The following is a 14,182-nucleotide window of genomic DNA, read 5'->3' as shown; positions in this document are numbered from 1 at the left end:
TAAACGACCTGTCGATGGTCTGACCGTCATCCTCTGATATGACGGCAGGCCTGGAGGCTGCTGCATGTCTGAAAATCCGTATCCCGATATTCCGGTGCGTGGTGCATCACCGGTTCCCAACGCTGATGACGATCAGGGCTTTTCGGCCCTCGACCGCGGCATTGTCTGGCTGGGCCGAAAACTGAGCCTGATCTTTGCTGTGATCGTGGTGATCTCGGTTTATGAGATCGCACGTCGCTACCTGTTTGATTCCCCTACTCTTTGGGTTCACGAAACCGTCACGTTTCTGGGCGCCTCCCTGTTCGTATTCGGCGGGCTCTACGCACTGGCCACGGACAAGCATGTGCGCGTGGTACTGATTTACGACGCGGTGTCTGCCCGCACCCAACGCTGGCTGCGGATTGTCCACCATCTACTGGGGCTCGCGTTCTGCGGCATGATTGTCTACGCCTCCTGGTTTATGGCGAAAGACGCGGTCGTTGCACCCTGGGGTGCGATGCGGCTGGAAACCTCCGGGTCGGCCTGGAATCCGCCCTTTCCCGCTTATCTGAAAGTCATCATTTTCATCGCGATGATCGTGCTGACCCTGCAGTTTGTGCTGCACCTGATCCGCGACCTGCGTGCCAGCGGGGAGACGCCTGATGTTTGAACTCGCTTCCATTGGCATCGGCTACGGCAGCCTGTTGATGCTGGTATTGCTTATCCTGCTGCTACTGACTGGCATGCAACTGGCTTTCGCCACCGGCCTTGTTGCCCTCACCTTTGCACTGGGCTGGTTTGGTCCCGACGCACTGCCGATTGTCAGTAGCCGGCTTTACAGCTTTATCGGCAATTACGTTTTCCTCGCAGTGCCGATGTTTGTGCTGATGGCCTCGCTGCTGGATCACTCCGGCATCGCCCGTGACTTGTTCGATGCCATGGCCCGGGTCGCACGCAAGCTGCGGGGTGGCGTGGCCATCCAAACGCTGATCGTGGCGGTTATCCTGGCCTCCATGTCCGGCGTCATTGGCGGTGAAACCGTATTGCTGGGCATTCTGGCTCTCCCCCAGATGCTACGCCTGGGATACGACCGTAAACTGGCGATCGGCACCACCTGCGCCGGCGGCGCTTTGGGCACCATGCTACCGCCCAGCATCGTACTGATCATTTATGGCCTGACGGCCAACGTGTCGATTGGTGACCTGTTCAAGGGCGCGTTGCTGCCGGCCCTGATTCTGGCGGCGCTCTACATGGGCTACGTACTGATCCGCGTTTGGCTGAATCCGAAGATGGCACCACTGCCGTCTGACAGCGGCGAACCCGAAACCCCCGCTCCGAATTTCTTTAAAGCCCTGCTGTTTCCGATTCTGTCGGTGATTACAGTTTTGGGCAGCATCTACGGTGGCGTGGCATCGGTTACCGAGGCTTCGGCACTGGGCGTGCTGGGCATCGCCATCAGCACCCTGATCCGGGGCGAACTGAGCGTCGATATGGTGAAGAAAGCCACCATCAGCACCTTGCGGATCTGCGGCATGATCATCTGGATCGGCATCGGCGCTACCGCGCTGGTCGGCGTTTATAACCTGATGGGTGGCATCGACTTTGTGCGCGATATGGTCTTCACCGTCAGCGGCGGCGATCCCATGGGCACCATTCTGTTCATGATGCTGATCCTGTTGATTCTGGGGATGTTCCTCGATTGGGTGGGCGTCGCCCTGCTGACCATGCCGATCTTTGTACCGATCGTGACCGAGCTTGGGTTCAGCCCTATCTGGTTCGGCGTGGTGTTCTGCATGAACATGCAGGTGTCGTTCCTGTCACCACCGTTCGGGCCAGCCGCGTTTTACCTGAAAACGGTAACGCCCAAGGACATCTCGCTGGGTGAGATTTTCCGCTCGTTGATGCCTTTTATCGCCCTGCAACTCGTGGCGCTGGCGTTGCTGATTATCTTCCCGCAACTGGCGTTATGGTGGACATGATATGAGACACCCCAAAATTGTCGTCATGGGCGTCTCTGGCAGTGGCAAAAGCCTCGTAGGTGAGCGCTTGAGCGAAAAACTGGGCGCGCCCTTCTTTGACGCGGATGCTTATCACAGCCCGGATAACGTCGAGAAAATGGCCAGCGGCATTCCACTGACCGACGACGACCGGCGCGGATGGCTGGATGATCTGGCGGCGCTGATCCGCAACGAGCAAGGCCTGGTGCTGGCCTGCTCGGCTCTGAAACGGATCTACCGTGATCAGCTCCGCAAAGGCGACAGCGCCCTGAGGTTTATCTATCTGGACGGTGATTTCGAGACCATCTGGTCCCGACACACCCAACGGCAGGATCATTACTTCAACGGCCGCAGCATGCTGGAAAGCCAGTTCGAACTGCTGGAAGCACCATCAGCAGAGGAGGCCATCATTGTCGATATTGCCGCCTCTCCGGAGGATGTGCTGAACCGGTGCCTATCAGCACTCACCTTGCCCAATGACGTATCATAGGCGCCGCACTCAAAGATCTGGCGCACGGATAAACCCAGCATGGTAAAGAAGAGACGACCGACACTACAGGATATCGCCGATCAGGTAGGGGCCACCAAGATGACGGTGAGCCGCTGCCTGCGCGGCGGCGAGAACGTTTCCGAAAAGATGCGGGAGCGCATATTCGAGGTCGCTGAATCGCTGGGTTATATCCCCAATCGCGGCCCCGATATACTGTCGAAATCCACCAGCCGGGCCATTGGTATCCTGCTGCCCTCCCTGACCAACCAGGTGTTTGCCGACGTGATCAAGGGGATCGAACAGGTCACCGAGCCTGCCGGCTATCACCTGATGCTCTCCCACTACGGCTACAGCCCCGAGGTGGAAGAACGCAGCCTCTCTTCACTGCTTTCTTACAACGTGGATGGCGTTATCCTGTCGGAATCACAGCACACGCCCAAAACCCTGCGGATGCTTGAAACCGCCGGGATCCCCACAATCGAGATCATGGACACCCACAGTCAGCCATTCGAACAGGCGGTCGGCTTTAACAACGTGTCCGCGGCCTACGACATGACCAGTGCAATGATTCGGCGGGGACATCGCCAAACCGCCTATTTCGCGGCCCGACTGGATGCCCGAACCCTGCAGCGGCAGGAGGGTTATACCCGCGCGATGGAAGAGCACGGACTGCCACCGGTTGCCCTGCGAACCAACCTGCGCTCGTCTTACAGCGTTGGCGCGACGCTGATGGCCCAACTGCTTGAAGAACACCCGGATGCCGACGCCATATTCTGCACCAACGATGACATCGCCATCGGCGCCTATTTTGAGTGTGTACGGCGAGGTATCCGTGTGCCGGACGATATGGCCATCGCCGGCTTCCATGGCCACGATGTGGGCCAGGTAATGACACCCAGGCTCGCCAGTGTGATCACCCCGAGGGAACAGCTGGGTGAGCGCGCAGCCCGGGAACTGGTTCAGCGAATGAAAGGCGAGCCGGCAACCCAGCAGATGATAGATCTGGGTTACCGGATCGAGACCGGTGAGACACTCTAGTCAGTACCCCGACGGTCGATCTTGCTACTTGATTACGCCACAGGCTACCCGGTCACCACCGCCGCCAAGAGGCTTGGGTTGATCGGAATAGTTGTCGCCATCGGCATGAATCATCAGGGCGTGCCCTTTGAGATCATCGTCATCAAGTCGCGGTGCAAACACGTCATGAGTTGCATTGCCATCCTCATCCACATACAACGCCGGGAGGTCCCCTTCGTGACCTTCTGCGAATGGCCCGTTGTGGCCACCGTTATCCGGATTGTAGTGCCCGCCTGCGGCTGCACCGGGCGTCATTTTTCCGTTCTTTTCAGCAGGATCGCAGCTTGGGTTTTCATGCATGTGAAAGCCGTGAAGCCCAGGTTCGAGACCCTTTAAATCGGGCTTGAACAGCACGCCATCTTCATACTCCTGAATATGAATGGTACCGATGGATTCGCCGGACCCTTCATCGTTTACCTCGAACATGCGAACAGCCAGGGTGTCATCATCCCCCATACCGGCATACGCGGCGGCGGGCGAAAGCGCAAGCACTGCAGCAATACCTGTCGCCTTGAGAACGTCTGATTTCCACTGATGGATCTTCATAGCAGCAGCTCCTTAACCGGACACTCACTCAAAGCCACGGCAGGCCCTGATAATCGAGCGCCGAAATGTCGATTGCCGTACCTACTTTGGTAGCACACGCCGTCCGGAATACTCAACCAGAACGACCCTGGCGACACCTTGAAAAAGCGCTGAAACCAGCGGCAACACTGGGCTTAAGAGGTGCGATTACGGTTTGGTTACTCGATACACCATAACCTCCTCCCACTATGCGACAGGCAGACAGCGCCTGATCAGGGCGCTATGATCATTAGCAACCAACATAAACTGGGAACAACACGTTACTTCGCCTATGCCGATCCACAATCGTCACAGCCTGGTGCCCGCTGACTGCCGGGATGATGCGCCGCCTTCACAGAGGCCAGGTGCCTGATGCCACAAACGCTGGAACAGCTACAGGCCCGATTTGGCGAACACTATAAATGGCGTGTGATGCTGACCGCGATGATCGGCACCATGACCATGTCGCTGTCATCCACCATCGTGAATGTCGCACTCCCCGATATCATGCGACGCTTCGACGTCAACCACACGGCAGGCCAATGGCTGGTTACCGCATTCCTGTCCAGCATGGCGGTCGGTATGCTCGTGAATGCCTGGGCGGTACACCGGTTCGGCGCACGTAAAACCTACTTCACCACGCTGACCGTATTCGCTGTGTCGTCGCTGATTGGCGGCCTGAGCCCATCATTTGAGGTGCTGATTGGGGTTCGCATTATGCAGGGCTTTCTGGCGGGTATGGTGCAACCGCTGGCGCTTGTCATCATGTACTCGGTGTTTCCAGTGCAACAGCGTGGTCAGGCGATGGGGCTCTATGCCATGGGCGTCGTGCTGGGGCCAACACTCGGGCCGGTGCTCGGCGGGATTCTGGTGGATGTGTTCTCGTGGCGGGCGGTGTTCCTGATTGTGCTGCCCAATTGCCTCTACGCGCTTTGGCTCACCAAAACCTATGTCGCCACAGCGACCATGCCGGAAGACAAGAAAAAGCTGGACCTTACCGGTCTGCTGCTACTGACCGGCTGGCTGGTATCGCTGTTATGGGCGCTATCGCAGGGCTCTCACATGGGCTGGCAAGCACCGCTCATTCTGGGCGCGTTTGGCGCCTCCGCTTCGCTGTTTGTGCTGTTCATCCTGTGCCAGCTCAAACGGCGATCGCCCCTGCTTGATATGAGCCTGTTTCGATACGCGGGGATCACGCCAGCCTTCCTGATTGCCATGCTGACTGGCGCAGGGCTGTTCAGCTCGGTTTATCTGCTACCTCTGCTGGTTCAGACGGTCATGGAGAATTCAGCTTCCGCATCCGGCCTGCTGTTGTTACCTGCGGGCATCTGCATGGCACTGACGTTTCCCATTGTCGGCAGACTGACCGACCGGCTGGCGCCAGGTTATCTGGTCGGGATCGGGCTGGTGCTGTTTGCCGGCTCGAGTTTTGTTCTCAGCTTCGCCACCGCCGGTTTCTCGCTGACCTTGCTCGCCATTATGGCCTCGGTCGGTCGCATCGGGCTGGCGATGACGATGCCACCGGTTGTGGTTCAGGCGCTCAGCGTACTGCCACCAGAACTGACCACCCAGGGCACAGGCCTGGTCAGCTTCGCCCGCCAGTTTGGCGGGGCACTGGGTGTCAGCCTTGCAGCGGTGCTGCTGCAGGAGCACAGTGCGTTTATCGCGCAACTGGGCTACGTTTCCGCCGCCAAAGGCTATCAGGATGCTTTTGCTCTGTTCGCGCTGCTGTTTGCGCTTGGGCTGATACCGCTGATGCGGCTGCCGGGAAAACAGCCGACTACCTGAGCTTCCGCTAGCAGATTTTCAGGCTATGGGATCCGATTTCTGATTCTCGTTAAGCAAACAAAAAGCCCGCAGCGCTTCCGCTGCGGGCTTTTTGTGTGGCTATGCTATCACCATCGCGCGATGTCAGAAGACACCCTGGCTGCGAAGGTAATCATCATAGGTACCGCTGAAGTCCGTCACGCCCGTGGCGCTCAGTTCAATAATGCGCGTGGCCAGTGACGATACAAACTCGCGGTCGTGACTGACGAAAACCAGCGTGCCGGGATAATTTTCCAGCGCCAGGTTAAGCGACTCGATGGATTCCATGTCCAGGTGGTTGGTAGGTTCGTCCATCAACAACACGTTCGGCCGTTGCAGAATCAGCTTTCCAAACAGCATCCGCCCCTGCTCACCACCGGAAATCACTTTCACCGACTTCTCGATATCATCACCCGAGAACAGCATACGCCCGAGGGTGCCACGAATCAGTTGTTCGCCGCCGGAGGTCCACTGTGCCATCCAGTCAGTCAGGGTCGCATCCTGGGCGAAATCGGCAGTATGGTCCTGTGCGAAATAACCGACCTGTGCGCTGTCGGTCCATTTCACTTCGCCTTTATCCGGTGTCAGGTTGCCTGCCATGCACTGCAGCAAGGTGGTTTTACCAATACCGTTGGGTCCGATAATCGCCACCCGCTCGCCAGCTTCAACCTGCAGGTTGAGACCCGAGAACAGCTGATTGCCATCAAATCCTTTGCCAAGATCAATCAGGGTAACGGCCTGGCGGTGCAGCTTCTTATCCTGTTCAAACCGGATAAACGGGCTGACCCGGCTCGAAGGTTTCACATCCTCAAGCTGGATCTTGTCGATCTGGCGGGCACGGGACGTGGCCTGCTTGGCTTTTGATGCGTTGGCGGAGAAGCGGCTGACGAAGGTCTGCAACTCGGCAATTTGAGCCTTCTTCTTGGCGTTGTCGGCCATCAGACGCTCGCGCGCCTGGGTAGCGGCAGTCATGTACTCGTCATAGTTGCCCGGGAAGAGGCGCAATTCGCCGTAATCCAGATCCGCCATGTGGGTACAAACGCTGTTCAGGAAGTGACGGTCGTGGGAAATGATCACCATGGTGCTGTTACGCGCCACGAGCACGGATTCCAGCCAGCGAATCGTGTTGATGTCCAGGTGGTTAGTTGGCTCATCAAGCAGCAGCACATCAGGGTCCGAGAACAGGGCCTGGGCCAGCAACACCCGCAACTTCCAGCCCGGCGCCAACGCGCTCATAGGGCCGAAATGCTGTTCGATCGGGATATCCAGACCCAGCAGCAACTCGCCCGCGCGGGCTTCGGCCGTGTAACCGTCCATCTCGGCAAACTGCACTTCCAGATCAGCGACGGCCATGCCGTCTTCTTCGCTCATTTCCGCCAGCGAATAGATCCGGTCACGTTCGGCTTTCACCTTTGCCAGCTCTTCGTGCCCCATGATCACGGTGTCGATCACGGTATGCTCTTCGTAGGCAAACTGATCCTGGCGCAATTTACCCAGACGGGTATTCGGTTCAAGCATCACTTGCCCGACGGAGGGCTCCAGATCACCGCCCATGATTTTCATGAAGGTGGATTTACCGCAACCGTTGGCGCCAATCAAACCGTAGCGGTTGCCGTTGCCGAATTTGACGGAGACGTTTTCGAAGAGGGGCTTGGCCCCGAACTGCATGGTGATGTTAGCTGTAGAAATCAAGAAAGCGACCTGCAAGGAAAAAGGCGCGGCGATAGGCCGGCGCGAAAAGGCGCACATTGTACAGGTTTGCGATCCGGAAGTGGCGTCTGACTGATGAAAGTTTGATCGTGGATTGCCGCAGCCCGGTCGTTCATGCCCCGCTCCGCAGGGCAGAGTGCCACTATCGTCGAAAGGAGTGGCTCGCTGTATCGGCGCATACTGGGCATAATTGCGTCGCTAACTAATATTTTACCTGGCTCGCTCACCTGCGAGACAGGACATCAGCATTCAACGGAACCTTTTCGATGTTCGCCCAGATTATCTCGACCATGCTGCCAGTGTTTCTGATTGCCGGTTGCGGTGCGCTATACGGGCGGTACCGCACACCGGACATTCAAGGCATGAACACGCTCAACATGGAGCTGTTTGTGCCTATGCTGGTGTTTGCTGTGCTGGCCGACAGGCAGGCGCCTTTGCAGGAGTACGCCGACCTGGCACTGGCCGGCGCGGCGGTGGTTTTGGGCTCGGGTCTGCTGCTCTGGCCGCTGGGTCGGGCACTGAAGATTGACCTGCGCACGTTCCTGCCGCCGATGATGTTCAACAACTCCGGCAATATGGGCATACCGTTGATGGTGCTCGCTTTCGGCGAAAAGGCACTGCCGGCTGCCGTGGTGCTGTTTATCGTTGAGATGTTGCTGCACTTCTCCGTGGGGCTGCACATGCTCGACCGCCACGCCCCGCTCTGGCGATTGCTGAAACTGCCAATCGTGATCGCCAGTATTGCCGGTCTGGCGGTCAACCTGAGCGGCACAACGCTGCCAGAGTGGCTGCTTGCTGCACTCAACATGCTGGGGGAAGTCTGTATTCCACTGATGCTATTCGCGCTCGGCGTGCGCATGCTGGACGTGGATTTCAGTGACTGGAAGCTGGGGATGCTGGGGGCTGTCGCCTGCCCATTGAGCAGCTTATTGCTGGTCTGGCCGATGCTTTACTTGCTGGATTTGCTGCCCCTGCAAGTCGCCGCGCTCTGGGTGTTCGCGGCGCTGCCGCCAGCCGTACTCAACTATATTGTCGCCGAGCAATATCAACAGGAACCGCACAAGGTGGCGTCGCTGGTATTGATCGGCAATCTCGGCAGCCTGATCATTATGCCACTGGTGCTGTGGCTGGTGTTCTCAGCGGGGTACTAGCGCCCATCGGACGGCCTGATCGACGTGGATCTGGGTGGTATCAAATAGCGGAACGTCAGTATCTGACGGTTTCACCAACAGGGCGATTTCGGTGCAACCCAGAATCACCCCCTGTGCACCGCGTCCGGCCAGAGCGCTGATGGCGTCCAGAAACACGGACCGCGAAGCGTCGCTGATCACGCCCTGACACAATTCTTCAAAAATAATACGGTGGATAGCGTCCCGCTCGGCTAGATCGGGCACCAGCACGTCAATCCCGAATTGCTGCTCAATACGATCACGGTAGAACGGCTGTTCCATGGTATAGCGCGTGCCCACCAATCCAATCTGACGGATACCGGCAGACTTCAGCACTTCACCCGTTGCATCTGCGATATGAAGCAGCGGGATCGAAAGCGCAGCCTGCACTTCCGGTGCAACCTTGTGCATGGTGTTGGTACAGATCAGCAATCCATCCGCACCAGCCCGCTCAACTGCCAAACCCGCCTCGACCAGAATGTCAGCCAGCGCCTGCCAGTCACCTTTGCTTTGCAGCGTTTCAATCTCGGCGAACTCCAGGCTGTTGAGGATAATCCGGGCCGAATGCAGACCGCCTCGCGCTGCCTTTACGCCTTCATTCAATGCACGATAGTAACTGACCGTGGACTCCCAGCTCATGCCGCCTAACAGACCTATTGTTCTCATCGCTCACGCCTCAGTGTTGTTGCCTGTCACCATCATTCGCAGAATGGCAAGCGCCGAACCGAACTCCATTCGACCAATATGCTGTTCCATGGTCTCGATATCCGCACTCGACAACCACTGCCCCAACTCATCCCTGCACTCCCCAAACAGGGCTTTCGTTTTTAGGTTATGCGATGCCAGCAACCTGTCCAGTTCGAGAATGGTATCGGAGGGCTCAGCCAGCGGCTCACTACCCGACTCGCTGCTCACCATCGACGCAAGTGCCCCCGCCGGCGCTGAGCCCTCACTTTCGAGCCATTGCCGGGCGACCAGCAGCGCCTGACTCAATTCATCTTCCAGGCGATCCCAGTGATCTTCCGTGACCTCATCACGTTCTTGTTTTATCAGCGTCTCAAGTGACAACGCGGCGGCGGCAAAGCGTTGTGCACCGATGCTACCAATCGACCCACGCAGCGTGTGCAAGGCCGTTGCTGCAGCAGTTTCGTCTTCCTGCTGCCATAAACGACGAGCATTCTGCAGTGGTTCGATACCCTCATCGACAAAGCGACGCATGATCGTCTCAACGACCTGTGCACCGGATGCGCTGGCGCCGCTTAGCGCTGTCAGAGTGCTCAGGTTTAATATTTCGCCTGGCTCGCTTTCCGGCTCCGAGACTGGTTCGTCGCCTTGCGCCGGAGAATCGGCAACGGGTTTTTTTTGCCAGTATTGCAGGATCGTCTGGATCAGCTCGTCCTCATCCAATGGCTTGGGTATAAACCCGTTCATTCCTGCGCGGGCGTACCGCTCCCGCTCTTCTTCAAGCACGCCAGCGGTCAGTGCCAGAACAGGCAACTCGAGCTGCAACTCCCCACGGATGATTTCGGTCGCAGTAACCCCATCCATAACCGGCATCTGGATATCCATCAGCACTAAATCATAGCGATTCGCGTGGGTGCGCAGGTGATTCACCGCCTGCTCTCCGTCCTCGAGCATCGTCAGCCCGGCACCGGCATGCTCCAGAAAGCCGCGCGTTACCACCTGATTCAACAGGTTGTCTTCCACTACCAGTAAGCGCACACCCTCCAGCTCTCGCATACCCTGCGGTTTATTCGGTACGGTTGTCTGCCATTTGTCGTCTCGGGCCACAAGAATTTCGAGCAACCGGTCATACAGATGTGAACTGGTGACCGGCTTCAGAATGACCGCATCAATCAACGATGCATCCTGATCAGCCAGCGCAGCTGCATGCACATGGGCACCCACCATCAGGATGATAATGGCATCTCTTCCGCCGGGCAGCCGACGCACTCGAGCCGCCAGTTCAACCCCGTCCAAACCTGAAGCAGACAGTCCCAACAGGTAGATGTGTTGCAGGCTTTCCTCTGGTGGGTGCTCGCGTACATCAGCCAGTGCAGCGTCGCCCGAGGCGTAACTGTTCACTTGCCAATGCCAGCCCTGGAGCGTTTTTTTGAGGTAATCCCGACTGGTGTCATTGTCGTCAATGAGTACCACATGATGCTCGCCGATTGGCTTTGGCAAGCTCATTTCAGGCGGTGGTGCAAAAGCCGCAACCTTCAGCGGCAGTGTGACCGAGAACTCACTCCCTTTACCTGGCGTGCTACTGACATTGATCTGCCCGCCCATCAGATAAACAAGCTTTCTGGAGATGGAGAGCCCCAACCCCGTGCCGCCAAATCGGCGCGTCATGGACGCATCACCCTGGGAAAAAGCGGTAAACAAATTATTGAGCTGTTCTTCGGTCATGCCAATACCGGAATCTCTCACCGTAAAGCGAACTGTCGACTCCTGGCCACGACGTTCCACCTGCTCAATCAACAGGGAGACCTCCCCCTCCTCGGTAAACTTGATGGCATTGCTGAGCAGGTTGACCATGATCTGCCTTAAACGCAGTTCATCCCCTACCAACTGGCGTGGCACGTCCGGGTCGACGCCGACGGCCAGCTCCAGCGTCTTCTGGCCTGCATCAACTGACATGATATTGGCGAGGCTGGTCGAGAACTGGTCGATATTGAAATCCACGGGGGCAAGGTCCATACGGCCGGCCTCGATTTTGGAAAAATCGAGGATGTCGTTAAGGATCGACATCAGGGACTGGCCGGCAGAGCGCGCCATTTCGAGGTATCGCTGCTGCTCAATCGACAGATTGGTGCGCCCCAGAATGCGCGTCATTCCCAACACGGCATTCATTGGCGTGCGGATTTCATGGCTCATATTGGCAACGAAATCACTTTTGGCCCGACTGGCCGCCTCAGCAGCAGCCCTTGCCTGCTCAACCCGTTGCTCGGCAAGGCGCGCCTCCGTTACATCCCGGAGGATGACGCCAAAGTACATCTGCCCATCGCTTTCCCAGCTGGACAATGAAAATTCTACAGGGAACAGTGCACCATCTTTGCGGCTACACTCACCTTCAAAGGAGCGATCCGCGAGGTCAGGCAAACCGGCGGCTGACACCTGTTTCCATTCTGCCAAACGTTGGTCCCGGGTTGCTGGAGAGACAAGCTCCAACCACGAATGCCCGATGATTTCGGCTTCTGGATAACCGAAAATTCTTTCTGCAGCCCGATTCCAGGAATAGATTTTGCCCTCGTTATCGAGCATGAATAGCGCCTCACTGGCGCTCTCTGCCATTGATGAAAACTTGGATTCTGACTGGCGCAAAGCCGCTGTCATTTGCTCTGCCAGCGCCAACGCCCGACTCCGCGTTACCACCAGGGCTCTTACGAACGAGAACAGCAGCAGACTGATGAGTATCCCGCCTGCCAGCACAATCTGCGCCTTTTGATAGTCCACTCCCCGCTCAAACTCTGGTAGAGCCTGAACCTGCACTAGCCATTGCCTGTCAGCTACCGCAACTTCCCGAACAGTATGCCTCCTGGCACTTTCCTGAATGGCGCGGGCACCGAGAGAGTCGCTGCGAAACAGCTGGCGTTCAGGCAACGCCTCAGAACCATCAAATATCGTGATTCCGATATCCGGATAAGCGCCTGCCAGAATACCGCTAATCAAATCGTTCATTCTGAAAGGGCTATAAACGTAGCCACTCATCTGCGCACGACGTTCAGCAACAGTTGCCGGCACTCTGCCGCCTGCATATATCGGCAAATACATCAGGAACCCGGCCTGCGTGCCCACATCGGTTTCCTGCACCAGCGTGATTTTTCCCGTCATGGCAGCTTTACCGGAATCCCGGGCCTGCGACATGGCCATACGACGGATGGATTCAGAAAACATGTCATAGCCATGAGCCCGCTTGTTTCGCCAGTCGTAGGGCTCGAGGTATGTTACGGGGCCAAAAATGGAACGCTCGCCCTCCGGCCTAATCGCAAACTCCGAAAACCCTTCGCTACGGACTTTTTCCACAAATGCGTTTTTCTCTGCCCTGCTATCCAGATAGGCCGCGTAACCCACACCCTGAATACCCGGGTAGCCGTCTTCCAGCTGCAGTTCCTGTACATAACGGGACCACTCACGCCAAGTCACTTCCGTGGAAGCATAAAACAACCCCGCAGCCCCTTTGAGTACCTGCTCATAATCTTTCATTCGATCGGATATACGCGCCTGAATGGAGCTGACCCGATGATTGAACTCCTCGCTGACAACCCGTTCGGTACTCACCATCGCAATCCGCCAGGCAAAGGCGGTAACACCCAGCGCCACCATCAGCGCCAGCCAGGGCAGCAACAGGTCTCTCATTTTAAGCGTGGATGTCAGCGCCCGCTCGGTAATATCGGCAGCCAGCACCAAACCACATGACACCCACAACAACAGGAAGCTGTCCAACGCAACCATTGATGCGCTGATCGAACCGGAGACAAAGGGCCCATGCCCCTTGAGCGTTGCTGTGACAGCGGCCGCTGTCAGAACCAGCGAGATACTGGTAACGCCACGCAAGCCGTAGCAATAGGCCGCCATCGCAAGGCAAGGAACATACAAAAACATCATCAACTGCTTGTCACTGCGATCGCCAAAATCCGGTAAAAAGATCATCACCGTCACGGTGGCAATCAATGACAACAAAATCACCGCGCCGCCGAATCCACCCCGGATGACACCGAGCGGCCTATAACGGAACCAGGCAACAAACACCGACGTAAACACCAATATCCCGACAATGTTGCCGAGCCACCAGGTTGTCATGACGTTGAAAAAACCGTCCCAACCAATAAATCCGCCCTGTAACAACGCAGACGCGCCCGCCAGGGCGCTGACAGCTGCGGCAAGCGCAGCAGCACCCACAAACAGGAACACGCTAACGACGTCGGCAAACACACCACGCTGTTGCCATGTTCGGCGAATCAGCACCGATCCCAGTACTGCCTCAAGTGTGTTCCCGGCTGCGATCATCAGTGATGTGGTCGCCGCTGCGGGCAGCGCCGTGCCCGACTGGGAAAAGCTGATGACGTTGACCAGCCAGGCACCGGCAGCAATGACCGGCCAGTAACGTGGCCCCATGATCAGCAGCGCCGCAATGGCAATGCCGGAGGGAGGCCATACCGGAGAAACATTGGTAACAGCAAAGGAAAGCTGAAGGCTCAGATGTCCGATGACACAATAGACAATCAATAACAGTGTGCCGTGGAGCAAACCCGTAAGCCTTGTTGGCGACTTTTTCGGAAGTACGGTAGTCACGTCAGACATTTCAGAATCCTTTGAAACCGCAGGGCCACCAGTCTCTGCTGGCGGGCCGGGCTCAATAGCGGTGGATGGCTATCACTATCAGGCCG

10 protein-coding genes are annotated in these 14,182 nt (G+C 57.2%); 6 read left to right on the top strand and 4 right to left on the bottom strand.

Translation table 11 applies throughout. The features are described from left to right. Positions 1-64 precede the first annotated feature (64 nt). The 4 genes from ACUN9X_RS06070 to gntR are packed head-to-tail and all read left to right on the top strand — an operon-like array spanning position 65 to position 3,504. The gene (locus ACUN9X_RS06070) at positions 65-649 is read left to right on the top strand and encodes a TRAP transporter small permease subunit (protein ID WP_445472486.1); all 585 of its coding nucleotides are present in this window, start codon (positions 65-67) and stop codon (positions 647-649) included. Next, positions 642-1,958, top strand: a complete 1,317-nt coding sequence (locus tag ACUN9X_RS06065; RefSeq protein WP_445472485.1) for a TRAP transporter large permease — start codon at positions 642-644, stop codon at positions 1,956-1,958. Before ACUN9X_RS06070 ends, ACUN9X_RS06065 begins: the two co-directional genes overlap by 8 nt. Position 1,959: 1 nt before the next feature. Beyond that, complete coding sequence (locus ACUN9X_RS06060) at positions 1,960-2,466, top strand: gluconokinase (RefSeq protein ID WP_445472484.1); 507 nt, start codon at positions 1,960-1,962, stop codon at positions 2,464-2,466. 39 nt (positions 2,467-2,505) lie between these two features. Next, a complete protein-coding gene (gntR, locus tag ACUN9X_RS06055; RefSeq protein WP_445472483.1) occupies positions 2,506-3,504 on the top strand; it encodes a gluconate operon transcriptional repressor GntR in 999 nt (332 codons plus the stop codon). Between the two features lie 24 nt (positions 3,505-3,528). Here gntR and sodC read toward each other — a convergent pair whose 3' ends face one another. Further along, a complete protein-coding gene (gene sodC / locus ACUN9X_RS06050; protein WP_445472482.1) occupies positions 3,529-4,089 on the bottom strand; it encodes a superoxide dismutase [Cu-Zn] SodC in 561 nt (186 codons plus the stop codon). Positions 4,090-4,479: 390 nt separating this feature from the next. On the opposite strand from sodC, the gene ACUN9X_RS06045 reads away from it, so the two are divergent. Continuing rightward, complete coding sequence (locus ACUN9X_RS06045; protein ID WP_445472481.1) at positions 4,480-5,895, top strand: DHA2 family efflux MFS transporter permease subunit; 1,416 nt, start codon at positions 4,480-4,482, stop codon at positions 5,893-5,895. A 123-nt stretch (positions 5,896-6,018) separates the two neighbouring features. Here ACUN9X_RS06045 and ACUN9X_RS06040 read toward each other — a convergent pair whose 3' ends face one another. Next, complete coding sequence (locus ACUN9X_RS06040; RefSeq protein WP_260038906.1) at positions 6,019-7,605, bottom strand: ABC-F family ATPase; 1,587 nt, start codon at positions 7,603-7,605, stop codon at positions 6,019-6,021. A 284-nt stretch (positions 7,606-7,889) separates the two neighbouring features. Between ACUN9X_RS06040 and ACUN9X_RS06035 the strand changes: the two genes are divergently transcribed. Beyond that, positions 7,890-8,774 carry an AEC family transporter gene (locus ACUN9X_RS06035; protein ID WP_445472480.1) on the top strand — a complete coding sequence of 295 codons (885 nt, stop codon included), beginning with the start codon at positions 7,890-7,892 and terminating at the stop codon, positions 8,772-8,774. On the opposite strand, the gene ACUN9X_RS06030 is transcribed toward ACUN9X_RS06035, so the two are convergent. After that, positions 8,760-9,458, bottom strand: a complete 699-nt coding sequence (locus ACUN9X_RS06030) for an aspartate/glutamate racemase family protein (protein ID WP_445472479.1) — start codon at positions 9,456-9,458, stop codon at positions 8,760-8,762. The genes ACUN9X_RS06035 and ACUN9X_RS06030 overlap by 15 nt on opposite strands. Before the next feature lie 3 nt (positions 9,459-9,461). Continuing rightward, on the bottom strand, positions 9,462-14,096 hold the full coding sequence (locus ACUN9X_RS06025; protein WP_445472478.1) for a CHASE domain-containing protein: 4,635 nt from the start codon (positions 14,094-14,096) through the stop codon (positions 9,462-9,464). Positions 14,097-14,182 lie beyond the last annotated feature (86 nt).

The organism is Marinobacter sp. V032, assembly GCF_052645435.1.
Note: the sequence above shows the minus strand (reverse complement) of the source record. Positions and strands in the feature narration are given on the sequence as shown.

Excerpts from the sequence above, each read along its gene's own strand:
- ACUN9X_RS06030 (WP_445472479.1), bottom strand. The coding sequence starts at position 9,458 with ATGAGAACAATAGGTCTGTTAGGCGGCATGAGCTGGGAGTCCACGGTC.
- ACUN9X_RS06065 (WP_445472485.1), top strand. The coding sequence starts at position 642 with ATGTTTGAACTCGCTTCCATTGGCATCGGCTACGGCAGCCTGTTGATG.
- ACUN9X_RS06045 (WP_445472481.1), top strand. The coding sequence starts at position 4,480 with ATGCCACAAACGCTGGAACAGCTACAGGCCCGATTTGGCGAACACTAT.
- ACUN9X_RS06070 (WP_445472486.1), top strand. The coding sequence starts at position 65 with ATGTCTGAAAATCCGTATCCCGATATTCCGGTGCGTGGTGCATCACCG.
- ACUN9X_RS06060 (WP_445472484.1), top strand. The coding sequence starts at position 1,960 with ATGAGACACCCCAAAATTGTCGTCATGGGCGTCTCTGGCAGTGGCAAA.
- ACUN9X_RS06035 (WP_445472480.1), top strand. The coding sequence starts at position 7,890 with ATGTTCGCCCAGATTATCTCGACCATGCTGCCAGTGTTTCTGATTGCC.
- gntR (WP_445472483.1), top strand. The coding sequence starts at position 2,506 with ATGGTAAAGAAGAGACGACCGACACTACAGGATATCGCCGATCAGGTA.
- sodC (WP_445472482.1), bottom strand. The coding sequence starts at position 4,089 with ATGAAGATCCATCAGTGGAAATCAGACGTTCTCAAGGCGACAGGTATT.
- ACUN9X_RS06025 (WP_445472478.1), bottom strand. The coding sequence starts at position 14,096 with ATGTCTGACGTGACTACCGTACTTCCGAAAAAGTCGCCAACAAGGCTT.